Origin of the sequence: Amycolatopsis sp. DG1A-15b (assembly GCF_030285645.1) — a bacterium.
In the GTDB taxonomy this organism is placed as follows: domain Bacteria; phylum Actinomycetota; class Actinomycetes; order Mycobacteriales; family Pseudonocardiaceae; genus Amycolatopsis.
This window is the reverse complement of the sequence record NZ_CP127296.1, coordinates 5,739,820-5,765,322: the sequence shown is the minus strand read 5'-3', so window position 1 is coordinate 5,765,322 and position 25,503 is coordinate 5,739,820. Positions and strand designations below refer to the sequence as shown.

The 25,503-nt window shown below is 67.1% G+C and carries 12 protein-coding genes, 2 tRNA genes and 1 pseudogene; 8 read left to right on the top strand and 7 right to left on the bottom strand.

Annotated elements, in window-relative coordinates; translation table 11 throughout:
* Window positions 1–52 precede the first annotated feature (52 nt).
* Window positions 53–952 (bottom strand): LysR family transcriptional regulator, encoded by a 900-nt coding sequence (locus QRY02_RS26310; RefSeq protein WP_285985521.1) that lies wholly within the window; start codon window positions 950–952, stop codon window positions 53–55.
* 92 nt (window positions 953–1,044) lie between these two features.
* Between QRY02_RS26310 and QRY02_RS26305 the strand changes: the two genes are divergently transcribed.
* On the top strand, window positions 1,045–2,124 hold the full coding sequence (locus QRY02_RS26305; RefSeq protein WP_285985520.1) for an alcohol dehydrogenase catalytic domain-containing protein: 1,080 nt from the start codon (window positions 1,045–1,047) through the stop codon (window positions 2,122–2,124).
* A 1-nt stretch (window position 2,125) separates the two neighbouring features.
* Here QRY02_RS26305 and QRY02_RS26300 read toward each other — a convergent pair whose 3' ends face one another.
* Both QRY02_RS26300 and QRY02_RS26295 read right to left on the bottom strand, forming a co-directional pair.
* Entirely contained in the window at window positions 2,126–2,971 is an 846-nt protein-coding gene (locus QRY02_RS26300; protein WP_285985519.1) for a hypothetical protein, read from the bottom strand.
* 49 nt (window positions 2,972–3,020) lie between these two features.
* Entirely contained in the window at window positions 3,021–4,520 is a 1,500-nt protein-coding gene (locus QRY02_RS26295; protein WP_285985518.1) for an amidase, read from the bottom strand.
* Window positions 4,521–4,706: 186 nt separating this feature from the next.
* On the opposite strand from QRY02_RS26295, the gene QRY02_RS26290 reads away from it, so the two are divergent.
* From QRY02_RS26290 to QRY02_RS26270, 6 genes and pseudogenes are all read left to right on the top strand, one after another.
* The gene (locus QRY02_RS26290) at window positions 4,707–5,084 is read left to right on the top strand and encodes a hypothetical protein (protein ID WP_285985517.1); all 378 of its coding nucleotides are present in this window, start codon (window positions 4,707–4,709) and stop codon (window positions 5,082–5,084) included.
* A 171-nt stretch (window positions 5,085–5,255) separates the two neighbouring features.
* Entirely contained in the window at window positions 5,256–5,681 is a 426-nt protein-coding gene (locus QRY02_RS26285; RefSeq protein ID WP_285985516.1) for a hypothetical protein, read from the top strand.
* Window positions 5,682–6,327: 646 nt separating this feature from the next.
* Entirely contained in the window at window positions 6,328–12,981 is a 6,654-nt protein-coding gene (locus QRY02_RS26280) for a LamG domain-containing protein (protein WP_285985515.1), read from the top strand.
* Window positions 12,982–13,036: 55 nt separating this feature from the next.
* Window positions 13,037–18,775, top strand: a complete 5,739-nt coding sequence (locus tag QRY02_RS26275; RefSeq protein ID WP_285985514.1) for an RHS repeat-associated core domain-containing protein — start codon at window positions 13,037–13,039, stop codon at window positions 18,773–18,775.
* Window positions 18,776–19,875: 1,100 nt separating this feature from the next.
* A pseudogene (locus tag QRY02_RS48695) lies at window positions 19,876–20,268 on the top strand (tyrosine-type recombinase/integrase); the annotation flags it as partial.
* A gap of 242 nt (window positions 20,269–20,510) precedes the next feature.
* On the top strand, window positions 20,511–21,236 hold the full coding sequence (locus QRY02_RS26270; protein WP_285985513.1) for a site-specific integrase: 726 nt from the start codon (window positions 20,511–20,513) through the stop codon (window positions 21,234–21,236).
* 401 nt (window positions 21,237–21,637) lie between these two features.
* Here QRY02_RS26270 and QRY02_RS26265 read toward each other — a convergent pair.
* A tRNA-Lys gene (locus QRY02_RS26265) sits at window positions 21,638–21,710 on the bottom strand.
* 166 nt (window positions 21,711–21,876) lie between these two features.
* On the opposite strand from QRY02_RS26265, the gene QRY02_RS26260 reads away from it, so the two are divergent.
* Entirely contained in the window at window positions 21,877–23,067 is a 1,191-nt protein-coding gene (locus QRY02_RS26260) for a L,D-transpeptidase (RefSeq protein ID WP_285985512.1), read from the top strand.
* Here QRY02_RS26260 and proP read toward each other — a convergent pair.
* The 3 genes from proP to orn form a co-directional block, all read right to left on the bottom strand.
* Window positions 23,064–24,470, bottom strand: coding sequence for a glycine betaine/L-proline transporter ProP (gene proP, locus QRY02_RS26255; protein WP_285985511.1), 1,407 nt, complete (start codon window positions 24,468–24,470; stop codon window positions 23,064–23,066). The genes QRY02_RS26260 and proP overlap by 4 nt on opposite strands.
* Before the next feature lie 234 nt (window positions 24,471–24,704).
* Window positions 24,705–24,780 (bottom strand) — tRNA-His (locus QRY02_RS26250).
* Between the two features lie 76 nt (window positions 24,781–24,856).
* Entirely contained in the window at window positions 24,857–25,465 is a 609-nt protein-coding gene (gene orn / locus QRY02_RS26245; protein WP_071831683.1) for an oligoribonuclease, read from the bottom strand.
* Between the last annotated feature and the right edge of the window lie 38 nt (window positions 25,466–25,503).

Here is a 25,503-nt window from a genome sequence, read left to right as displayed (position 1 = left end):
CGTCCGCAGGCGCTGTTAGCGTTAACCGAATGGCCGTAGGCGCGGCTCGCCGTCACGGTCGAACGGCCGAGGTGATCGCCGCGGTGACCGCGGCGACCGCGGGCGTGGCGACACCGGGGAGCCGGGCCACGAGAACCCGGCGGATCTCCGGTGGTGCGCCTTCCACCCGCAGGGAGAGCACGCCGGGCGGGAGGACCGGCGCCAGGCCGTCCGGCATCGTGGTGACCCCGAAACCACCGGCGACCAGGTGCAGTTTGGTCAGCCAGTCGCGGGCGCTGTGGACGATGCGCGCTCGCCCCGGCAGACCCGGCCAGACGCCGAGCAGCGGCTCCGCGCTCGATGACGGGGTGGCGATCCAGGGTGCGTCGACCAGTTCGTCGACGGCCACGGACGCGCGGCCCGCGAACGTGCCGGTGGCCGGCGCCGCCACGAGGAGTTCGGTGTCCCGGACGGTCGTGACGTGCAGGCGTGGTGACTCGCCGTCCGGCGGCCGGTGCGGTGGCCGGGAGGTGAGCACGGCGAGGTCGAGCGAACCGGTGCGCAACGCCCGGGCCAAGCCGGGCGTGGTGCCTTCACGGGTGGTGACCCGGACCCCCGGCGCGGTCCCGGCGAGCCGGGCGAGCGCGGCGGGCAGGATGACCGGCCCGGCGCTCGGGACGAGCCCGAGCCGCACCACCTCCGTGCGGGGAGCCGCGCCGATCAGATCTCGCTCGGCCGCGTCGACCGACTCCAGGATCGCTCGCGCGTGGCGCAGCAGGGTCAGCCCGGGCTGGGTGAGCCGTACCCCGTCGGTCCGCCGCTCGAACAGGGTGGCGCCGGCGCTGCGTTCGAGGGCGACCGCCTGGCGGGACACCGCGGACTGCGTGTAGCCCAGCGCCGCGGCGGCCGCGGTGAAGCTGCCCGACTCGGCGATCCGGCAAAGCACCCGCAGGCTCGTGCTCGACACATCCATGCTTACTACGCATAGCAGAGATGCGTGATCAGCGCTTCCCGCATACCCCGGTCCGCCCTACCGTGTCGGAGGACGAGACAGAAGGGTTTTCCATGCGTGCAGCGACATTGACCGCGTTCGGCTCCCCGCTCGAGGTGCACGACGCACCCGACCCGGAAGCCGGCACCGGGGAGGTCCTGGTCGAGGTGCTGGCCACCTGTGTTCCCCCGTACGCGGCCGAAGTGTTCAGCGGGGAACGGCGCTATCCGCTGGAACCACCGGTGGTGCCGGGCGTCGGCGGCATCGGCCGGCTGGCGCGCGTGGGACCGGACGCGACCAAGCTCGAGGTGGGCGATCTGGTGTGGTGCGACTCGACGGTTCGCGCCCGCGACGACGCCCTGACCCCGGACATCACGCTGCAGGGCTGGAGCTCACGCGGGGAGGGCGGCGCCCGGCTGGCCCGGTACCTGCACGACGGGCCGTTCGCCGAACTGATGCGGGTGCCCACCGAGAACGTCCACCCCCTGCCGGCCGGTGCCGCGGCGGATCCCGCGCGCTGGTCCACGCTGGGCGTGCACACCATTCCCTACGGTGGGCTGCTGGCCGGCCGGCTCGCGGCCGGGGAGACGGTGCTGATCAGCGGGGCGACCGGCAACCTCGGCAGCAGCGCGGTAGCCGTCGCGCTCGCCATGGGGGCCGGGCACGTGATCGCCCCAGGCCGCAACCGGGCCGCCCTCGACCTGCTGGCCGGCCGGTTCGGCTCCCGGGTGAGCCCGGTCGTGCTCAGCGGGGAGGAGGACGGCGACCGCGCGGCCATGGCCGCCGGCGGCCCGATCGACCTCGTGCTCGACCTCCTCCCGCCCCGGGCGCCCAGCTCGGCGGCCCGGGCCGCCGCCATGACCGTGCGCGAGTACGGGCGGGTCGTGCTGATGGGCGGCGTCGGCATGCTCGGCGGCGCGGACCTCGCCCTGCCCTACCCCTGGATCATGCGCAACTCGGTGACCGTGCGCGGCCAGTGGATGTACCCGCGCGCGGCGAACACCGGCATGATCCGGCTCGTCGCGACCGGCGCCCTGGACCTCACGCCCGAGCGCGTCACCCGCTTCGGCCTCGACCAGGTCAACGACGCCGTCGCCCACGCGGCCGCCCACGGCGGGCCCTTCGACCGCACGGTCCTCATCCCGAGGACCTGACTCACGCGGTGGAAGCGCTGGGCTCGACCTGGTGGGCGGCCGCGTAGTGCGCGGTGCCGATGGCCCCGGCGACCGCCAGGACGAAACCCACCGCGGCCGCGACGGTGAAGCCCTCGCGGACGCGGTCGTCCAGCACCACCACGCCGATGAGCGAGGACACCGCCGTGTTGGTGGTGAACATGATGGCGGTGACCGCGGTCGCCCGGCCGCGTTGCAGGGCCATCGCGAACGCCACCGCCGCGACCAGCCCGTTGGCGATCATCGCCCACAGCGCCGGCTCCACGGCGAGGTGCCAGACCGGCCCGGACGCGTCGAGCGTCCGCGCCGAGATCCCGACGACGCTGAACCCCAGCCCGGCGCAGAACCCGAGCACGATCGGCGCCCAGCGGCCGTCCCGGCGCTGGGCGGTGAACGCGATCGCCGCGATCACCACCGCCACGCCCACCAGCAGCAGCTTCCAGCCGGGCGGCAGCGGCCGCGCGGGACCCGGGTCCGCGGACAGGCCGAGCAGGACCAGGCCGGTCGCCCCGACCCCCAGCGCGGCCCACCCGGCACCGGCCAGCCGGACGCCGAGGATCGCGGAGATCGTCGCGGTGACGCCGACGCTGAACGCGAGCACCGACTGGACCAGGAACAGCGGCAGGCGGTGCAGCGCGGCGGCGGCGAAGACGAACCCGAGCAGGTCCACTCCCACCCCGAGGAAGTAGAGCGGCTGCCGGCGCAGCGCGACCAGGTCCTGAGGCGAGCCGCCGAAGGCACCGGCCCGCCGAACGCCGGCGGACTCCAGGATGGAGCCACTACCCGAGGCGACGGCGGCCAGCACCGCGAGGACGTATCCGAGGAGCACGGCCTGAGTGTGCCAGCCGCCGGTGACCGACCGGGCCGGTGTCCCGGCCTCAGGCCGCACCGGGGCGGCCGTCGCCACTGCGCGCGCCCGGTACGACCTGCTTCGGTGCCTGGAAGCCGCCGGTCTTCGGCTCGAGCAGTTCGGCCAGCCGCAGCGGGGTGCGGTCCTCGGACATCGGGCCGATGAGCTGCACGCCGACCGGCAGGCCCTCGGGGGACCGGCCCGCGGGCACGGCGGTGGCGGGCAGGCCGGGCATGGTGGCCAGGCCGGCCCAGACGAGCTGGTCGAAGTACGGGTACTCGACGCCGTCGATGTCGATGCGCCGTGCCATCGGGTTGGGCGTGTGGTCGTGCGGGAACGCGGGCGTCGGCGTGATCGGGCACACGACGGCGTCGAACTCGGTGAACAGTTGCCGCCAGCCGTGGCGGTGGACCTCGCGGCGGTGGTCCGCCTCGAGCCAGTCGCGGTGGCCGGCCAGCATGGCGCGCAGCCGCACGGCGTCGAGACTCCGGTCGTCCGCGCTCAGCCCGGCGACGCGGGTCCGCAGCTGCTCGTCCGATTCGACGGGAAACCGCGCCACGGAGCCCGAAATCAGCAGTCGCATGTAGAGCGTCGCCGCTTCGGTCAGGTCGGGCAGCAGCGGGCTGTGCCGTTCGACGCGGGCACCGCCGTCGACGAGCGCGTCGGCCACCCGGTGCACGCCCGCCCGCACGGCGGCCCCGGTCGCGATGAGCGGGTGCTCGTCGAGGACCAGGACCCGGAAGTCGCCGAGTCTCTCGTGACGGGCGGGCGGCAGGGCCAGCTCGTGCGCCACCCCGAGGGTCAGCGGGTCCGGCCCGGCCATGACGTCGAGCAGGAGCGTGAGGTCCCGGGCGCTGCGCGCCATCGGACCGACGACGGCGAGGTCGAGTTCGACCGGCAAGGCCGGTTCGCCCGGCGCGACCATGCCGCGGTTGGCGACCAGCCCGAGTGTCGGCTTGTGCGCGTAAACGCCGCAGAAGTGCGCGGGGGTGCGCAGCGAGCCGGCGATGTCCGAGCCGATGGACAGCGCACCGAACCCGGACGCCAGGGCCGCCGCCGATCCGCCGGACGAGCCGCCGGCCGTGCGGCCGGGGTCCCACGGATTGGTGGTGATGCCGTAGATTTCGTTGAAGGTCTGGACGTCTTGCAGCCCCAGGGGCACATTGGTCTTGCCGAGCACCACGGCCCCGGCGGCCTTGAGCCGCGACACCTGCACGGCGTCCTCGGCGGGCCGGAAGTTCCGGTGCGCCACCATGCCCCAGGTAGTGGGCAACCCGGCGACGTTGTAGCACTCTTTGACGGTGACCGGAACACCGAGAAGAGGCCGGTCTTCACCACGCGCCCGTGCCTGATCGGCCCGAACCGCGGCAGTCCGCGCCCGATCGAAGTCCGGCACGCAGATGGCGTTGACCACGTCATCGTCACGTTCGATCCGGGCGATGGCCTCATCGGTCAGTTCCACGGAGGTGACCGAACCACCCCGCAACGCGGCAATGAGTTCTTCGGCGGTGCAAAAGCTCGATTCCATGAATCCGAAGCTATCGACCGGCTGGAGAGGACACGAAATCTCACTTCGCGCAACAGAGCGCTGTGTTCATCGGCGAAGTCGCGCACTCGTTCTCCTGTTGAAGGCTTGCCGTCGCAGGTCAGGGTGCCGACAACGGCTGACTCCACCCGTGCGAGCCATGAAATGCGGCATCGCGCAACGGGATGGATGTCTCAGTTCTTGCTGGTAGGCACGGCGGAAATCCGGGTGGGTTGTCGGGTGCATCGCAAGTCGCGATTCGTGATGCCGAACAAGACCTTTCCGGCTGGTCATCAGTCATCACCTATGTCGGGCTATACCGCGTTCTGTCATCGTGTGCGGGCCCTCCTCGGGCACGTGTGGGCCGGATTCTGTCGAACCGTCGTCGTGCTTCGTCAGCATCCGGCCGATGTCGCGGCCTGGTTCCAGGAGTTGACCCGTCAGGCCGGCCTGCCGTCGATCCGGCTGCACGATCTGCGCCACCGCGTCCGCTCTCACGGCAGGGCGGCCCCTGAACGTGCACGAGCGGCCGAGGCAACCGCCAAGATCATCCCGCGGACGGCATAGCGACATCTCGGGCTCTTCATCGACCATTGTGGACGGAGAGGAAGTGGAAGAAAGGACTCCGGATACCACAAAACCCCAGGCCGAAGAGAATCAGACCTGGGGTGATGGGAGTGCGCCATCAGGGACTCGAACCCCGAACCCGCTGGTTAAGAGATCGCTTTGGGGTATCGGATGATGTCGAGTGATATCGAACAAGAAATTTTCGGCTGGTCACCGGACATCACTTGTGTCGAACTATGCCGCATTCTGTCGACGTATGCGAGACCTCTCGGGCTCTTCTCGGGCACCTGCGTGCCGGATTCTGCCGAGCTGTTCTTGCAGGTCGATCGTGGTTCGTGGTTCAGGCGGCGGGGCAGGAGGGTTGCTGTGTTGAGCCCGAGCGAGGGACGTGATCGGGTGCTTTCTGCGGTGACGCTGATCGTGGGGATCATCGTGGCTCTGACTTTCCTGTTCGGTTTCGGGAACGTGCTCACCTTGGCCTTTCGGCTGGTGGTGCCGGTCTGGGTTGCACCCGCTTTTGGCGCCTGCGGTGGATCTGCCGGTGGTCGGGCCGCTGATCGCCATTCGGTACCTGTCGTTGCGGGGCGCCCCTGCTGAGGTGATTTGGCCGGCTCGGTGGCTGTTGTTGGCGTCGAGTGTGGTGATCTCGACACTCAAGGTTGCTGAGCCGTTGATTGTCGGTGAGGCGTGGAAGGCGTTGTTCGATGCGGTGGGTCCGTGGTTGCTGATCGGGTGGTCGGAAGTGGGGCCGGTCCTGCTGCAGGCACTGGCCGCCGTAGTGGCCACCGAGCGTCCGGCTGGCTTGCCCATGCCCAGACCGCCGACTCGGACAGCGTTTCGGTGGACCAGTGACGCCGTAGCGTGACCACATCAGCGGCCAGTTCGTCGGGGGGTGCGTAGGTCTGTTGCCGACGCTCTGGTCAGGCCGGCCCCACGCCCAGGCCGGTAAGGGTGTCTCCTGCTGCGCGAGCATGACGAACGGCACATTCGCGCGACGTTGGTGACGGTGGCCCCCTCGTTTCTGAGGCCACTCAACAGTTGGAAACTGGCAAAACGGGCAAATGTCACCGAGTGATCGTCTTGGTATCTCGAACATGCGATCGATCACCCGGTTGGCGGCTTTTGCCGAGCCTTGATGATCGTGAATTGTTCTCCTTACTTTGTGGTTGCGTGGCGTCGGGGACGCGCGTCGACCGGACCGAGGGGGTCCTCTGCTGTGATGCGTCGGGTGTCGGCGCGTGGCGTGAAGCTGCGCGCGTTTTGCCTGGTCGTGGTCGTTTTGACCGGTGTGCTGGTGGTCTTGACGGGCGGTGGGCCCGCTGGTCCGCCTGTTGTTCCGGTCGCGTCCGCTGCGGACGAGGCTGCGGCGTTCGCGGCCGCGCGGCGGCAGGGGACGCCCGTGGAGGTGGCGAATCTGACCACCGAAACCAAGCGAGTGGTCGCTGAGCCGAACGGGCTACTGTCCGCCGAGCTGTCCGCGGCACCGACGCGGGTCCGCCGCGGTGACAGCTGGGTTCCGGTTGACACGACGCTGGCGCCGTCGGCAGGCGGACTGGTTCGTCCGAAAGCGACAGTCGATGATCTCGCTTTCTCCGATGGCGGCGATGCGCCGTTGGTCGAGTTCGCGCGGGATGGCAAGCGGATCAGCTTGTCGTGGCCGGAACGGTTGCCGAAGCCGTCACTTCAGGACGGTGCTGCCACATATCGCGATGTGCTGCCTGGTGTGGACTTGGTGATGCGGGCGCGTGTCGACGGGTATGACCAGCATCTGGTCGTCCGGGACGAGACGGCGGCGAAGAACCCCGCACTTCGGGATGTCGCTCTCACCCTCAAAACGGAGGGCCTGCGTATCGAGACCGATGCCGAAGGGCGGATGCGGGCGCTCGACGATGCCGGGAAGTCGGTGTTCGTGTCGCCGTCGGCATCGATGTGGGATGCCCGCGGCCCTGAGGTCGCCTCGGCCCGCGTGGGGGTTTCGGTGGACGGCTCGACGCTGCGGTTGAAGCCCGATGTGGCGATGTTGGCGGATCCGGCGACCCGGTTCCCAGTTGTCGTGGATCCGGACATGATTTCCTGGAACCAGTCGATGTGGGCGAAAGTGTTCTCCGGCTACCCCAAGGACAGCTATGTCAACGGCACGCACGACGGCGACGCCTGGGCGAAGTCCGGCCAGTGCTACGGCTCGAACTGTAACAACATCAAGATCGCCCGCACGTACTTCCAGTTCGACACCAGTTTCCTCGCCGGTCGTGCGATCTCGAGTACGGCCTTCGACACCACCGTGGTACACGGTCCACAATGCTCCACCGCAACCCACCAGCTGTACTACGCCGACTGGGGTCTCGGCTGGGACACCAACTGGAACAACATGCCCTCCGGGCACTGGGTGGCGGACGCCGGTGTCGGCGGCGGCGACAGCTGCGGGGCCTATCAGAGCGTCCGGTTCAGTCCGCAGCCGGGCAACATCAACCCCGGCGGGGTCTCGACCTACTTCGTGCGCGCCGCGAACGAGTCGCTGTCCACTGACTGGCGTCGGTTCGACGTGCCCAGCACGCTCTTGCGAGTCTGGTACAACACTCGCCCGAACCCGCCGTATGAGATGAAGACGGACCCCCCGTTGCCGACGCCGTGCCGCTGGTGCGATGGCGTCCCGTACGTGGCGGACAACTCGATCCGGCTGCTGACGCGGTTGTCGGATCCGGACGGCAACGACCAGCTCCGCCCCATCTGGGACATCTACGGAGGTCCCGGCACGGACCACCGCGACGCAGGCCCCTACCAGGCGTCGGGTGCGTATTTCAGCACTGACGTGGATTTGCGTGACCGGAACGGTCAGCGGATCACCTGGACGGCATGGGGCAGTGACGGCCTTGACGGCGGTGACTGGCGCAACGGGCCGGGCCCATTCATCGTCGACCAAGTCGGCGTCGACAAGGCGCCGGCTGTGTCGGCCTCGCTGTATCGCGAGGACAACCTGTGGCACGGCGGAGTGGGCGTACCCGACACGTTCACCTTCGGGGCCAACGGCGTCACCGACGTCGATCACTTCCTGTACGGCTGGAACGACCCGCCGGCCACAGCGGTCGACGCCGATTCGTTGGGTGGCAACGCATCGGTGAAGTTGACACCGCCTGGTGACGGGCCTCGGGATCTGTACGTGCAGAGCGTCGATCGGGCAGGTCACCGTAGTCCGAACAGGGTGTACCACTTCTACGTACGGGCGGGGAACGGCCCCCTGGCCCAGTGGTCGTTCGACGGGAACACCAAGGACACCGCAACGCTCGGGTTCCGGGATGCCACCCTGCACGGCAACCCGGCCTACACCCCGGGCGCGATCGGTTCCGCGATCCGTCTCGACGGCGTCTCCGACTACGTCACTGCCCCCGCGTCGGCGAGCACCGGGGCGAGCTTCACCTTCGCCGGGTGGGTCAACCTCGCCCGAAAGTCCGGCGACTGGTCGGTGCTGTTGAGCCAGAACGGCACGACCGCCTCGATGGTCACCCTTGGCTACCCTGGCAGCGGCATCGACAAATGGGCCTTCACGCTGCGGGTCGCGGACAACCCCTCCGCGGCGACGACCACCGTCTTGTCCGCCGAGCCGTCTCAGGTCGGAACATGGACCCACCTGGCCGGTGTATACGACGCCGCGGCCGGGCAAATCCGCCTGTATGTCAACGGTGATCTCGCTGGAACACAACCGTGGACCACGCCGTGGGCGGCGGCTGGCGAGTTCGCGGTCGGTCGGGCGGTCGGCGGCGGCTACCTGTCGGGCGCGGCTGACGAGGTCCGCTCCTACGACCGCGCGCTGAGCGACGCGGAGGTCAAATCGATCGTGACCCGCGACAACGTCGCCAGCGGGTATTGGAACTTCGACGAAGCCGGCGGGACGACCGCCCGCAACGCCACCGCGGGCGGCGAAATGGCTGTCCTGCAGCCGGGAGCGGCTTTCACCCAGGCCGGTGCGGTCAACGGTGCGGTCGGCTTCGACGGCACCCGGGGCTACGCCGCCACGTCGGGCCCGGCGTTGCGGACTGATCAGAGTTTCACCGTCGGGGCGTGGGTCAAGCCGGGCAAGCTCGCGGACATGGCCGCCGTCACCCAGGACGGGACGACCGTCAGCGGCCTACACCTCAAGCAGGCCAACGGCTCGTGGATCTTCGGGATGAACTCGTCCGATGCCGTCGGCAGCACCCCCGTCGAAGCGCGGTCGGCGGCCGGTACTGTCCAGACCGGTGTGTGGACGCACCTGACCGGCGTTTACGACGGCACGGCCAAGACCATCACCCTATACGTCAACGGGGTCCAAGCTGCCACCGCGGCCGCGCCCACGACACCGTGGACGGCGAACGGGCCGTTCGTGATCGGCCGCGGACAGTATGGTGCCGCCACCGGCTTCTGGGCAGGAGACATCGACGAGGTCCGGGCCTACACCCGTCCTCTGTCCGCCAACGAGATCCAGGGCATCGTCGCCCAGAGCAACGTCACCGCCGCGACCTGGAAGCTCGACGGCAACGCCCAGGACACCTCCGGCAACGGGAAGAACGGCACGGTTAACGGAAGCCTCGACTGGGCGCCGGGCCAGACCAACAACCCGGACCCGAGCGACCTGGCCGCAAGTTTCAACGGTTCCGTCGGCTACCTCAGTTCGGCTCCGGCCGTTGACACCGGCAAGAGCTTCTCCGTAGCCGCGTGGGTCAAGCTGGGAAGCAAGACCGCGGATTGGGGCGCGGTCGCGAGCCAGACCGGCACGCGGACCTCTGTGTTCACACTCGGCTACAGCGGATCCGCCGACGACCGGTGGGCGTTCGGGATGAACGGCAGTGACGCCGACTGGCCGTCCTCGACGCCCAGGGTACGGTCGGCGCAGCCGGTTCAGACCGGGGTTTGGACTCACCTCGCCGCGACCTACAACGCCGCCACCGGTGAGATGCAGCTGTTCGTCAACGGCACGCTGTCGGCGACGGGGACGATGAGCACGCCGTGGAACGCGACCGGCGAGTTCGACATCGGCCGTGCGATGTGGGCCGACACTTGGCGCAACCAGTTGGTCGGTGCGGTCGACGACGTCAAGGTTTACAGCCGTCCCTTGTTCACCGACGAAATCCGCACGATGGCCGGCCGTGACCTCGCCCTGGTACACGATTGGCAGCTCGACGAATCCAGCGGCACCAACACCGCGGACTCGATCGGTGCCCGCCCGGGCACCCTCAGCGCCGGCGCTCAGCTGGTACCAGGTCGGACCGGTAACGCCGTCAAGCTCGACGGCACCAAGGGCGCCGTCTCCACCACCGGCGTCGACCTGCGAACCGACGACAGCTTCACCGTGTCCGCGTGGGTGTACCTCGACCGCAAGAGCGACGTGGTGTCCAAGTTCACGGCGGTCAGCATCGACGGGAGTCGCACCAGCAAGTTCCGTCTCGGGCATGTCGCGGATGGCATGAGCGCGCTCTGTTTCGACGGTATGCCGGGTGATCCGAATGCGTGTGGCAAGTGGGTGTTCGAGATGGCCGAGTCCGACAGTGACAACGCCGTCGTGACCAAGGCCGCCGTGTCCACGCTGCCTGCCGAAATCAACACCTGGACTCACCTGACTGGCGTCTACGACAAGCAGTCACACAAGACCTGGCTGTACGTCGACGGCAAGCGGGTCGGCGACGGCACCCTCAACACCGCCTGGCGGGCTACGGGGGGTGCCGTGCTCGGGCGGGGCCGGGATCTCGGGCAAGCCGCTCAGTTCTGGCCCGGCTCTATCGACGATGTCCGCCTCTACGCGGGCGCCCTGGACCGGGACCACATCTTGTCGCTCTACGGCTCCTACCCCGCTCTCGACACGAGCCCGGCGACGCTGCCGGCGGCGGACGTCGCGAAGTGGGACTTCGACGAGAATATCGGCGCGGCACGTGTTCAGGACATGAGCGGCCAGGGGCATGACGCCACCTTGTACGGGGGCTATCAGTGGGCTGGAGGCCGCAGCGGCGGCGGACCGTGGCTGGACGGCATCACCGGACACGCCGTTACGTCCGGGCAGGTCGTCAACGCCGGCCAGAGTTTCTCGATTTCCGCGTGGGCGGTGCTGTCCAAAGCGGACGACGCCAATTACACGGTCTTCGGTCAAAGCGGCGCGGCGGTCAGCGGGTTCCAGGTTCAGTACAACGGCACGCTGCACAAGTGGGCGGTGGTGATCCCGCAGTCCGATCAGAACGATCCAGCTGTCACAGCCGTCGTGTCGAACGTTGCGGTGGTCACGAACGAGTGGACTCACCTCGCGATGAGCTACGACGCGGTGCGCCACGTCGTCAAGCTCTACGTCAACGGCGCGCTCACCACGGTCCAGGTCGGTGTCACCCTGGCCGGCATCACGGGTCCGTTCACGCTCGGAAGCGGCAAGTGGAACGGCTCCAACACAGGGTTCTTCCCCGGCCCGATCGACGACGTCCGCGTGTTCGGCCGGGCAGTGAGCGACGGTGAGGTCCGCAAGGTGACGGCGGATGTCATCGAAGCAGCGGCAGGGGACTGGCACTTCGATGCCGGCACCGGCAAGGACTACTCGTGGCGGCACAACGACGCCGTCCTCTCCGGCGGCGTGACGTCAGCTCCCGGGATCAGTGGAAAGGGGCTGCAGTTCGATGGCAGCGCCGGGCAAGCGACGGCGCCCGGGGTGGGCGTGCCGATGACCGCGAGCTTCAGCGTGTCGGCCTGGGCCAAGCTGTCGCGCACGGACCAGGTTGCCACGGTCCTCGGCCAGGACGGGGCCCGGATGAGCGGGTTCGTGCTGCAGTACCGGCCAGAGCTCAACCGCTGGGTGTTCGGTACGCCGGCGGCGGACCAGGACTCGTCCCCGTTCACCTATGCTGCTTCCTTCCAGATCCCGGTGGTCAACCGCTGGACACACCTGACCGGGGTCTATGACGAAGGCGCTGGGCAACTGCGGTTGTACGTCGACGGGCAGCTCGGTGGTTCGCGCTCGAATGTGTCACCGTGGGCCGCGCCCAGCGGTCTGAGCATCGGCCGGGATCTGCGGAACGGCGTCGCAGCGGACTTCTTCCCCGGCAGCATCGACGAGGCATCCACCAGCTACGGGGTGCTCACCGAAGCCTCGATCGCGAAGAACGCTGCGTGGCCCACAATCGCTGCGGGACAGCTCGGCCGGTACGTCAACGGCGTGGGTGAACGCTACACCGGTGCCACCAGCAACCCGGCTGCGGCGGGCTACCACGTCGACGACATGCTCGGCATGCTCGTCAGCGGCGACAGTGCCAGCACCACGACGCTCTACTCCTGCCAAGACGGCGCTGACGGGTTCACCTCGACCGACAACGCCTGCGAAGGCAAGACCGTCAACGGCGCCATCGGCAAGGTCTTCACCCAGCAACCCACCAATGTCCCCAGCATCGCGATCTACCGCTGCACCACCGGTACCGAACGGTTCGACAGCCGACAGGCCGACTGCGGTGGCGCGACACGCGAGGTGATGCTCGGCTACACCATCGCCTACGCGGCGCTGTCCATGTCCGACAACAACCGGGCGATAGACCGGATGGCGACCACCACGGGCGGGTTGCCCGGCTACACGGCCGTGGTGTTCCAGGGCTACCTGCCGCTGGCCTCCCGAGCCGGCACCCGGCCCCTGCTCAGCTGCGCCAACGACTTCGACAAGTTCCTCTCCACCGACGCCGCCTGCGACGGGAAGACCGTACTCGGCACGATCGGTGAGATCTGGACCGCGCCGCCGGACGGGATGGCCAGTCAGCCTCTCTACCGCTGCGTTTTCCCGGGCGTCGACACCATCACCGCGAACTCACCCGACTGTTACGGCGGCACGGTCGACACCCTCCTCGGCTACACCCTGGCCACGCTGCCCGCCGTTACGCCTGCGTTCCCGGCACCTCCGGGCTGATCGGTCGAACGACCGCATCCCCGAGTCCCGACCTTTCACCGTCCCTGGAGGAACGATGCGCACGGCCGCCTTCAGCCGTCCGAGAACTCTCACCACGGTGTTGACCTGCGCCTTGGTGATGACGATGGTCAGCACGACCGGCATCGCGAACGCGGCTGTCGGCCCCAGCGTCCCGCTGCCGAACACGGACTCGACGAACGTCGCCAAGCAGACCATGACCCCACGGGCTCCGGACGAGGCCAGCGCGCACGCGCTGAGCGGTAACCAGGGGACCGGATCGACTGCGCCGGACGGTGGAGGAACGAGCAAGGCGACCTCGTTGTCGCCCTCGGCGACCTGGGACGTCTCGGAGCAGACCGGTGACTTCACCTGGTCGTACCCGCTGCGTGTGCCACCCGCATCCGGTGGCCTCACGCCCGATCTGGCGCTCGGCTACAACTCGACGGAGATCGACGGACGCACCAGCGCGACTAACAACCAAGCCTCCTGGATCGGCGACGGCTGGGAGCTCAACCCGGGCTTCATCGAACGCACCTACGGCTCCTGCGTCGACGACAAGGAAGGCGGGACCACCCCACCGCAGGTGGGTGACCTGTGCTGGAAGAGCGACAACGCCACAGCGTCCTACAACGGCAGCGGTGGCCCCCTGATCCACGACACGGCCAAGAACGTCTGGCGCCAGAAGTCAGACAACGGTGCTCGCATCGAACACCTCACCGGCGCGGGCAACGGCGCTCACGACGGCGAAGCGTGGAAAATTACCACGCTCGACGGCACCCAGTACTTCTTCGGCGTCACCTCGGGCGCAAACTCGACCTGGACCGTGCCGGTCTACGGCGATGACGCGGGTGAGCCGTGCCACGCTGCCGACGGCAGGTTCGAGAACTCCGCGTGCGTGCAGGGCTACCGGTGGAACCTCGACAAGGTCGTCGACCGGCACGGCAACATGATCCTCTACACCTATGACGTCGAGACCGGTACGTACGGCCAGAACGTCAAGAACACCCCGGTGTCCTACGTGCGCGGCGGAGCCCTCAAAGAGGTGCAGTACGGGTTGCGTGACGGCGACTCCGCGCCGGCGTCGGGCAAGGTCGTTTTCGACACCGGCGACCGCTGTGTTCCCGGCAGCAGCCTGTGCACCTTCGACCATCCGGAGAACTGGCCGGACGTCCCGCTCGGTGAACGCTGCGGGGCCGACTGCAAGGACCACTACTCCCCGACGTTCTGGTCCACCAAACGGCTAGCCAAGATCACCACGAAAGTCCGCAAGGGCACGGACTACTCCGACGTCGACAGCTGGACGCTCGAGCAGACCTTCCCGGACCCCGGTGACGGCGAGAAGGCCGCACTGTGGCTGAAGGGCATCACCCACACCGGTCTGGTCGGTACCCCGATCACGTTGCCCGCTGTCACCTTCGAGGGCAAGAAGCTGGCCAACCGCGCCGACAAGGGTGACGTGTCCGACGGTATCGGGCCGCTCAACCGCTACCGACTCTCGGCCATCGTGTCCGAGTCCGGCGGCGTCACCACCGTCAACTACGCGGCATCCGACTGTGGTCCCGGGGCATTGCCGGACAAGCCGGAGACCAACACCAAGCGCTGCTACCCGGCGACGTGGGCGAAACGCAACTACGCCGAGCGCACCGATTACTTCAACAAGTACGTCGTCGCCTCGGTCGTCCAATCCGATCGGATCAGCTCCAGCACCGAGCAGGTCACCAGCTACGAGTACCCCGACGGCGCGGCCTGGCACTTCAGCACGTCCGAGTTCACGCCGGAGGACAAGAAGACCTGGGACGACTTCCGCGGGTTCGGCCGGGTCATCGTTCGCACCGGCAAGTCCGACGACCTCACCGGGTCCACCAGTTACGCCGAGAGCCGTTACTACCGCGGCATGAACGGGGACAAGCTTCCCAATGGCGGCACCCGGGCGGTCACGCTGTCCGACAGTGAGGGCGGCACGCACGCCGACGAGAACTGGCTGCGTGGTTTCTCGTTCGAGAGCGTCACCAAGAACGGCGAGAACGGGCCCGTCGTCAGTAAGTCCATCACCGACCCCAGCTGGACCGGTCCCACCGCAACCCGGGGGTCGTTCAGTGCCTACATGGTGCGCACCGGCACCGAGCGCGCGTTCACCGCGCTCGCCGCCGGCGGATGGCGCACGACCAAGGTCACCACGGAGTACGACCAATACGGGCTGCCGACCAAGGTCAACGACCTGGGTGACGTCAACGTCGCCGACGACGACCAGTGCACGACCACGACCTACGCGCAGAACACCGCCCTGTGGCTGATGCAGTTCGCCTCGCGCGTCGAAACCACCGCCGTCAACTGCAGCCAGACCCCCCAGTACCCGCGCGACACGGTCTCCGACACCCGCACCTCCTACGACACGCGCGGCGACGGGACGCCGCAGCCCAGCGGCACCCCGCCGACCAAGGGCGATATCACCCTCGCCGAAGAGATCGACCACTACGACGGAGCCACTCCGCAGTACCGGACCGTCGCCACCACCACCTACGACGTGCACGGGCGCGCGACCGCGGTCACCGACGCGGACGGGAACACGACGAAGTCGACCTACACGCCGGCGACCGGCGGACCGGTGACCCAGCTGGTGCTGACCAACGCGCTCAACCAGAAGACCACCAGGGTCTACGAGCCCGCGTGGGGGACACCGCTGACCGTCACCGACCTCAACAGCTGGATCACCGAAAGCACCTACGACGCCCTGGGGCGCACCACCGAGGTCTGGGCACCGAACCGGCCCCGCTCGTCCAACCCGCAAGGCACCGCTCGATTCACCTACGACGTCCGCAACGACAAGCCCAGCGCCGTCTCCACCACTCGGATCGGGCCGAACGGCAACTTCACCACCTCGACGACGATCCTTGACAGCCTCTACCGCACCCGGCAGGTCCAAACCCCGGCGCCAGGCGGTGGCCGGCTGCTGGTCGACACCCGTTACGACTCCCACGGCCGCACGTTCAAAACGACCCAGCCGTTCTACAACGACCAGCCGGTCGACACCGACCTGTGGGTCGCCAGCGACACCGAGATTCCCGGCTTCACCACCACCGAGTTCGACGGCGCGGAACGACCCGTCGCGGCCATCTACAAGACCGGCGCCAACGAGCGCTGGCGCACCACCACGACCTACGGTGGCGACCAGGTCAGTGTCACCCCACCCGGCGGCGGCACCCCGACCACCACGATCACCGACGCCCGCGGCCACACCCGCAACCTCCGCCAGTACCACGGCGCCGAGCCGACGGGCGACTACGACGAAACCACTTACACCTACACCCCGGCAGGCCAGCTCGCCGGAGTTACAGACTCCAGTGGCAACCACTGGTCCTACGGCTACAACCTGCACGGCTCGCTGAACCAAGCCGTCGACCCCGACCGCGGATCGACGACCTACACCTACGACAAGCTCAACCAGCTGGCCACCAGCACCGACGCGCGCAACGTCACGCTCGCGTACAGCTACGACCACCTGGGCCGCAAGACCGGGCTTTACCAGGGCAGTACCACCGGGCCCAAGCTCGCCGAATGGGCCTACGACACCGCCTACAAGGGCGTCGGGCAGCCCGCGTCGTCGACCCGCTGGGTCAACGGCAACGCCTACGTCAAGAAGGTGTACGCGTACAGCCCGCTGGGCCAGCCCGCCATCCTGGGCACCATCATCCCCGACAGCGAAGGTGCCCAGCTGGCCGGCACCTACGCCACCTACACCACCTACGACCCCGACGGAACCCTCGGCGGCGCCAGCATCCCGAAAGCCGGGGACCTTCCTGTCGAAAGCATGCTGTACGTCCACGACGACCTGGGCAATGCGACCACCACCAACGGCGGACTCGACACAACCGAGGACTACGTCACCGCGACCGACTACACCAAGTACGGGGAACTGCAGCGCCTGCAGCTCGGCGACACCGGCCACCGCGCCTGGCTGTCGTCCTACTACGACACGAACACCCGCCGGCTCGACCACACCATCGTCGACGCCGAAGTCGCCCACCCCATGCAGGCCGACACCCACTACACCTACAACCCCGCCGGCGCCATCACCTCGATCGCCGACACCCCACTCGACCAACCCGCGGACACCCAGTGCTTCCGCTACGACTACCTGCAGCGGCTCACCGAAGCCTGGACACCGGCCAGCGCGCCCTGCAGCACCGACCCGGCCACGACCGGGCTCGGCGGTCCGGCCCGCTACTGGCAGTCCTTCACCTACGACAAGTCCGGCAACCGCACCACCGACACCCAGCATTCCGCCGCCGGTGATGTCACTCGCCGGTACACCTACGCCGCGCCTGGAGCCCCGAAACCACACATCCTGAACTCGGTCGCGTCTTCGGGCCCAGCCGGTACGACCCAGTACACCTACGACCAGGTCGGCAACACCAAGACTCGTCCCGGCGCCACGGCGCAGCAGGCACTGGACTGGGACACGGAGAGCAGGCTTGCCACGGTCACCGAAGGCAGCTCGCAGACGAGTTTCCTCTACGACGCCGACGGCGAGCGCCTGATCCGCCGGGACCCCACCGGCACGACCCTGTACCTCGGCAACCAGGAGGTCCGGGTCGACAAGCAGTCCGGGGTAGCGACGACGACTCGTTATTACACCCACGGCGGCACGCAGATCGCGGTCCGAACCGGCGGAAAACTGAGCTGGGTGGCCGCCGACCACCAGGGCACGACCCAAATCGCGATCAACTCCACGGACCTGACGGTCCAGCAACGACGGCAGACGCCCTTCGGGACCCCGCGCGGAACGAACGGCGAGCTGCCCGGCGAACGCGGATTCGTCGGCGGCACGATCGACCAAGCCACCGGACTGACGCATTTGGGTGCCCGCGACTACGACGCCGACCTCGGCCGGTTCGTCTCCCTCGACCCGATCCTCAACCCCGGTGATCCGCAGCAGATCAACGGCTACAGCTACGCAAACAATAATCCGATCACAAAGAGTGACCCGACCGGTCTGGCTCCCGAGGACACACCCGGCTACTGTGTGGGCTGGCGCGGTGACTGCGGAATCGATCCTGCTGCCGGGTCTGATATCCATGGCAATTACAGTCCTGGTCAGCTTGCGAATAAGCATGTACTAAAAAGTGACCCAGAGCGCAAGGTCAAAATAAGCCCGCACTTCAGTATGATGGCTGGAACGAGGCATTTCGCTGACTTTCAGAAGGCGTATGCTGAGTACTTCAAGCCGTATGGCAGGGTGCATGAGACCGATCCGCATCTGCAATCCATGTATGAAGCGCATATCTGGGAAAAAATCTGCGAAGATCATAAAGACTGGTGTGGGGAGGATCTTTATCTTTCCACCAATGCAATCTCCGAAGATGTCGCGTTTAGTCAACATGTCCTTCCGGCGGAAATCGTTATCGGTGGAGGCTTTGTCTTCCGATCTCTTGCTAACGGCGAAGATCCGGCTGAAGGTCTGAGGGCTAGGAATCCTGATGCTGATACGTCGCCCGGGTCGCATGTCAATGGGAAGAAGGACTCAAGTTGGATTTCGACCACGAAGGATCCGATGGTGGCGGCGGTAAAATACCAGGGTGATAATGGTGTTGTGATGATTGACCTAGAAAAGGTTCCAAAAGAGAGTGTACTGGACATTAGTCGAGGTGTTCCGAACGGGTGGTCTCGAGTAAACAGCTATGCTTCCAAGGATGCGGAAGTGCTGATTAGAGGGCATGTAGAACCAGAAGCGATCATATCCTACTGGGATGCCAAGTCGGTTGCCGGACTAATCGAGGATGTCGAGGGAGAGTAGTCGGATGTCCGAGGGCTTCAACTCGTTCTCCTGCTCGAAGTTGCCCCCAGGTGTAACTCTGTGACACTATGGAGAGCATGGATAGTCAGCGATTGGTCGATGCATGGGATGCCATGCTTGACTCGGGTAAGCTATGGGTCTTATTCGAAAATGGTACTTGTGTAATCCTGCCGGATCAATTTTCCTCTGCTCCGGCGAGTAGGGCAATTGAGCTTATTGCTCAGTATGGCCTATTTACGCCGGGTACCCCGTCGGCTGACTTTGACATTATTGTGCCGGATGACGTTGAGGGTTGGATTATCACCTCGCAGCATCCGGATATCATTACCTACGTGGCACCCGGTGAAAGTCCGGACGAGCGGTCTCCCGCGGTTGGAGTTTATGGTCGAGATAAGAGGGTGCAAGATGCGATTGAGCAACGAGTAATTCACGTACATCAGAAATCTTCGTAAGGTCTTGGCTCCCCCTGGGGAGGCAAAGGCGCGATTGGCATTATTTCTCAATGGTGATTGGCTGGATCGCGCCTAGCTTTCTGCGGGTCATGACGTTGGTGACGCGGGTGAGGGCCTAAGCGCGATCACCGCAGGCCGCGGGATTTCGTGGCAGAGCCCCATTTCCGGTGTGGTGCTGCGGTAGCTCCCCGTTGGCTTGCGGCCCAGCTCGCGGGCTCGCCGGCGAGCCCGCGCTTGAGCGTCGACGTGTTCGGCTCCGGCCGGCGGACCACGATCTTCATGATCTACGTACCGGGCGGCCCTGCTGCTCCTTATACCGGCGCTCTGTTTCTGCCCAACGACGTCGGTAATCACTCGCAAGCCGGACCCGGCCAGGGGCGCCCTGCTGACCGCCGTAGTCCTGTTGCTCGTGCTGCCGCTGGTGCTCGGGCGCGTTCGGGCGTCGAGGGCCCGTGTTCACTCAGCGGCGTCGAAAGTGTTCGTGCGTGACCGACGCCGGAAGTTCCGTCGGTCCGGGACGCGAGGATCGATCGGGTCGTTCACCGGTGAAGGGACTTGCAGAACGGCGTTGAGCAGTCGGCTGACTAGGTTGCGATGGTGTAGCCAGTGAGCGGACGATGCCCTCCAGTGGTCGTGGAGGAGGTTGCGATGGCTCGACAGGGTGGCGTGTACAAGCGTTGTAGCTGCAAGGATGTGGTTGGCGGACATCGGCTCGGTGTCCGCTGTCCGTGCTTGGACGAGCGTGGGCATGGTTCGTGGTATTTCTCGCTGGAGCTTCCGGTGGGTCGTGACGGGCGGCGGCATCGGGTGCGGCGTGGCGGGTTCGCGTCGCGTGCCGCCGCGGAACAAGCCCGGGGCTACCTGCTCGGCAGCGACATCGATCCGGCCACGGCGGTGGTCACAGTTGGCCAGTGGCTGGATATCTGGTTGGAGATGCGCCAGAACCTCAGTTTCTCTACTCGTCGGCTCTATACCCAGCACGTCCGCGACTACCTCAAGCCTTACCTGGGAAGTGTGCCGTTGCGGGTGTTGACGGTGGCGCGGGTGCAGGCGATGTTCGCAGCGTTGATCCGTACTAACTCGAGCCGCGCCCGGCCCTTGTCTTATGCGACGCTGCAGCGCATCCGAGGGGTTCTGCATGCCGCGCTCAACGGTGCGATCCGCCGTGGGCTGATCGATCGGAACTCGGCCCATTGGACCGAACTTCCCTCCGGGCGCCGCGTGCTGTGGTGTGGACCGAAGGCCGGGAGGCGCATTGGCGCCAGATCGGCGAACGTCCAGCCGTGGCTGTCTGGACTGCGACGCAGACTGCGGCGTTCCTGGAGAGCAGCTTCGACCATCCGATGCATGTGCTGTACCTGCTTGTCGCGTTGCTTGGGCTGCGGCGGGGTGAAGCGGCAGGCCTGCGGTGGTGCGACATCGACCTGGACGCCCGCGTGCTGCAGGTGTCGCACCAGGTACAAGACCACAATGGCCGGACGGTGGTCTGCCCGCCGAAAACCGAGAGCAGCGTCCGCGTCCTCGCACTGGACAGCATTTCAGTAGCAGCGCTGCGATCCCTGCGCGCCGAGCGGAGACGCCGGCTGCCGGCCGGTGCGGCGTTGACCGGGTTCTTGTTCGTCAACCGGTACGGGAATCCGATGAGTCCCGGCTACGTCACCCACGCCTTCCGCAAGCTCATCGCTGAGGCGGACCTGCCGCCGATCCGGCTGCACGACCTCCGCCATGGCGCGGCGAGCTTGTCGCTGGCTGCGGGGAACGACCTGAAGGTGGTGCAGGTGATGCTGGGGCACTCGAGCATCGTGCTGACCGCCGACACTTACACCAGCGTGCTGCCCTGCCTGGCACATCAGGCCGCCGAAGCCACCGCAAACCTGGTCATGAAAGCAGCGCGGCACACCGCGAAGAAGGTCCGCCGCGACTCCCGGAAAGCCACGCGTCACTACGGCACGAAGAAGAACCGCAGGCCGAAGCGGACGCGGAAGTCGGCTGGCAAGGTTGCACCGTAGAGGGACCCCTACGCGCCAGCTGCTGTGAGAGCCTGGAGAGGATCGTCGACGCAGCCTGAGCCGTCTATGGGGGAGATGGAGATCGTGGAGCGAAGCGGGTCGTAGTAGGCCGTCGACGGCAGTACCAACCCAGCTCGTCGATCACTCGCACTCTAGATTTGCAATAGTGAACAAATGGTGACCCTGTGCCTTTTTCGGCGCCGCAGGAGGCGTCAGAGGCCTTGAGGGGGTAGGAGTCGGACGTCACTGCTGCGGCTGCGCTCTACGGGCGTCCTAAGAGGACCAGATACCCCGCGGAGCCGGCCCCATTCGGTCTCCCGCTGGTCCCATCCATGATCAAAGCCCACCGGCGAGATCCTCGTGATCAAGGATACCCGCAGGTGGGCTTCGATTCAGTGGAGTGCGCCATCAGGGACTCGAACCCCGAACCCGCTGGTTAAGAGCCAGCTGCTCTGCCAATTGAGCTAATGGCGCCGGTGTCTGCCGGAGGCTTCCCTCGGCGACGTGGAAAAGATTAGCACCCGCTCTCCAGGCCCGTTTCAGGGGGGTCCCCCTACCCGGTTCCGGCGTTGCCGCCCCGGTCTCGGGGCTGGTCGGGCACACTGTAGTCGGACATCGACGGCGAAACAGGCGGGTGGACATGCGGGGTGTGACGGTGCGGTTGCTGGTGGTCGCCGGGGTGGTCGGCCTCTCCTTGGCCGGGTGCAGCAGTAGCCCTTCGGGTGAACCTCCGCGGGAGACCGCTTCCGCGAGCAGCAGCGCTCCCAAGCCCGCGCCGAAGCCCGCCGTGCTCACCCTCACACCCGCCAAGGATGCGAAGGACGTTGCGCCCGGGGAGCCGGTGAGCGTCGCTGTTGCGGAGGGGAAGGTCGGGGACGTCAAGCTGACCGGGGCCGATGGCAAGGTCGTCGCCGGCAAGCCGCGCTCCGACGGCTCCGGGTGGGACTCCGCCGAGCCGCTCGGCTACGGCAAGACCTACAAGCTGACCGCGACCGCCACCGGCTCCGACGGCAAGCCGGTCACGGCGGAGTCGACCTTCAGCACCGTCAAACCCGCCCGGCAGCTCGGCGTGTCCGTGAACCTCGTCGAGGGCGAGACCGTCGGGGTCGGGATGCCGCTGATCTTCACCTTCACCGGCAACGTCACCGACAAGGCCGCGGCCGAGAAAGCGCTGAAGGTCTCCGCGGAGCCGGCCACCGAGGGCGCCTTCCGCTGGTCCGGCGACAAGCAGGTCACCTGGCGGCCGAAGGACTACTGGAAGAGCGGCACCAAGATCAAGGTCGACGCCGCCGTCTACGGCAAGCCACTCGGCGGTGGCAGCTACGGCCGCGAGGACAAGGGCGCCAATGTCACCGTCGGCGACAAGCTCGTCGCCGTCGCCGACGGCGGGAGCCACCAGATGACGGTCACGATCAACGACAAGGAGGTCAAGACCATGCCGACCTCCATGGGCAAACCCGGTCACAACACGCCGCAGGGCACCTACACCGTCATGAGCGAGCACACCGGCTACACGATGAACTCCGCCACCTACGGCGTGCCCGAAGACGCGCCCGGCGGCTACAGCACCTTCGTCCAGTACGCGGTCCGGCTGTCCTACAGCGGCATCTTCTACCACTCCGCGCCGTGGTCGGTGCGGCAGCAGGGCCACAGCAACGTCAGCCACGGCTGCCTGAACCTGTCGCCCGAGAACACGAAGTGGCTGATGGACACGTCCAAGAAGGGTGACGTCGTCACGGTGCAGAACAGCGGCGGCCCGAAGCTCGAGCCGACCGACGGCTGGAGCGTCTGGCAGCTGTCCTGGGACGAGTGGCGGACGGCGGCGAACTAACCCGAGTCGCGGACCAGCTCCCGCGCTTCGGCCTCGGTCGACACCGCGGGTCCCGAGCCCCACAGCGGTTTGTTCGCGGTCTCGCGGCTGAAGTACACCGCGACGGCACCGATCGCGCCCGCCGCCATCAGGTACCAGGCCGGCCAGAAGTCGTGGCCGGTGGCGGAGATGAGCGACTGCATGACCAGCGGGGTCGTGCCGCCGAAGAGCGACACCGAGATGTTGAACGCGATGGACAGTGCGCCGTACCGGATGGCCGTCGGGAACAGCGCGGGCAGCGCCGCGGGCATCGACACCTCGAAGCAGAGCAGCAGCAGGCCGAGCCCCATCAGCCCGAGGAAGGTGAGGACGAGGCCGCCGTCGTGCACGAGCAGCATCAGCGGCCAGGACAGCACGAGGAACCCGAGGCAGCCGGCCATCATCACGGGTTTGCGGCCGACGTGGTCGGTGATCCGGCCGCCGACCATGATGATGAGCATCATCACGACCATGACGACGATGATCAGCAGCAGGCCGTGGGTGGCGTCGAGGTGCAGCTGCTCGGACAGGTACGTCGGCATGTACGACAGCAGCATGTAGTCGGTGACGTTGAAGACGAGCACCAGGCCGACGCACACGAGCAGCGCGGGCCAGTACTCGGTGAACATCTTCCAGAACGGTTCGCCGGACTTACCCCGCTTCTCGGCCTCCGCGGCGTGCTTCTGGAAGGCGGGGGTCTCCTCCAGCTTCAGTCGCATGTAGAGCCCGATGATGCCGAGCGGCCCGGCGACCAGGAACGGAACGCGCCAGCCCCAGTCGAGCAACGTCTCGTGCGGCACCCAGGCTTTCATCCCGGTGACGACGGACGCCCCGAGCACGTACCCCGACAGTGTCCCGAACTCGAGCCACGACCCCATGAAGCCCCGCCGCTTGTCGGGCGAGTATTCGGCGATGAAGGTGGTGGCGCCCCCGTACTCTCCACCAGTGGAGAAGCCCTGAACCATCCGCGCGAGCACGAGCAGGATCGGCGACCAGACCCCGATCGAGCTGTAGGACGGAATCAACCCGATACAGAGCGTGCCGATGGCCATCATGATCATGGTGACGGCGAGCACCTTCTGCCGCCCGATCCGATCCCCGAGCGGCCCGAAGACAAGCCCCCCGAGAGGCCGCATCAAGAAGGCGGCGGTGAAGGCCCCGAAGGTCCCGATCAGCCGGACCCCAGGCGACACACTGGCGGGGAAGAACACCTCGGCAATGGTGTCGGCAATGTAGGCATAGACCCCGAAGTCGAACCACTCCATGGCGTTGCCCAGGGCAGCAGCCCCCACAGCCCGCTTCAGCAGAGAACGATCAACAACGGTGATGTCCTCATACCGAAGCTTCTTCTTCCGGCCCCTGACCTTCCCACCTGAACGTTCCACGCCTCAACGGTGCATCCCCACCCCGCAGTCCGCACGCTGAGCCATCCAGTCGTGAGCGTTACCACGAACGGCCCAGTGCCCAAGCACCAAACGGACACCCGGCAACGCACCGCAACCACACGGATGGGGGTCCGGGGGCGAGCCCCCGGCGGGGGTGTGGGGGTTCGACCCCCACAAAAAGGCGAAACCCCAGGCTGAGGGAAGGTTGCGAAGCAACCGACCAGCCTGGGGCAATGGGGTGAGCGACGGGTTTCGAACCCGCGACCTCCTGGACCACAACCAGGTGCTCTACCAGCTGAGCTACGCCCACCATCTGCGAGGGGACCGCGTGCGATCACCTCGTTGGCTGTAATCGTAGCGGGTGCCCTCGCGGGGTTTGCAGGGGGTTACCTCTGGTGCTGTTCCTGCACTTCAGCGGCAGCGGCTTTGGCTTCTTCGCTGGTGGGGCCGGGTTGGGGGACGAAGGCGACGCGCCGGTAGTAGTCGAGTTCGCCGATGGATTCGCGGATGTCGGCGAGGGCGCGGTGGGCGAGGCCCTTCTCGGGCTTGGCGTAGTAGATGCGCGGGTACCAGCGGCGGACGAGTTCTTTGACGGAGGAGACGTCGACCATGCGGTAGTGCAGGTGGGCGTCGAGGGCGGGCATGTCGCGGGCGATGAAGCCGCGGTCGGTGGCGATGGAGTTGCCGGCGAGGGGGGCGGTGCCCGGTTCGGGGACGTGCTCGCGGATGTAGTCGAGGACGCGGCGTTCGGCTTCTTCGAGGGTCACCGTGGAGCGGCGGACTTCTTCGGTGAGGCCGGAGTGGGCGTGCATCTCGCGGACGATTTCGGGCATCCCGGCGAGTTTTTCCTCGTCGGCGTGGATGACGATGTCGACTCCGTCGCCGAGCACGTTCAGTTCTGCGTCGGTGACGAGGGCGGCGATTTCGATCAACGCTTCTTTGCCGAGGTCGAGCCCCGTCATTTCGCAGTCGATCCAGACTAGGCGGTCGGTCACCTGGTGACCCTAACCCGACACGGGGATATGAAGGGCGT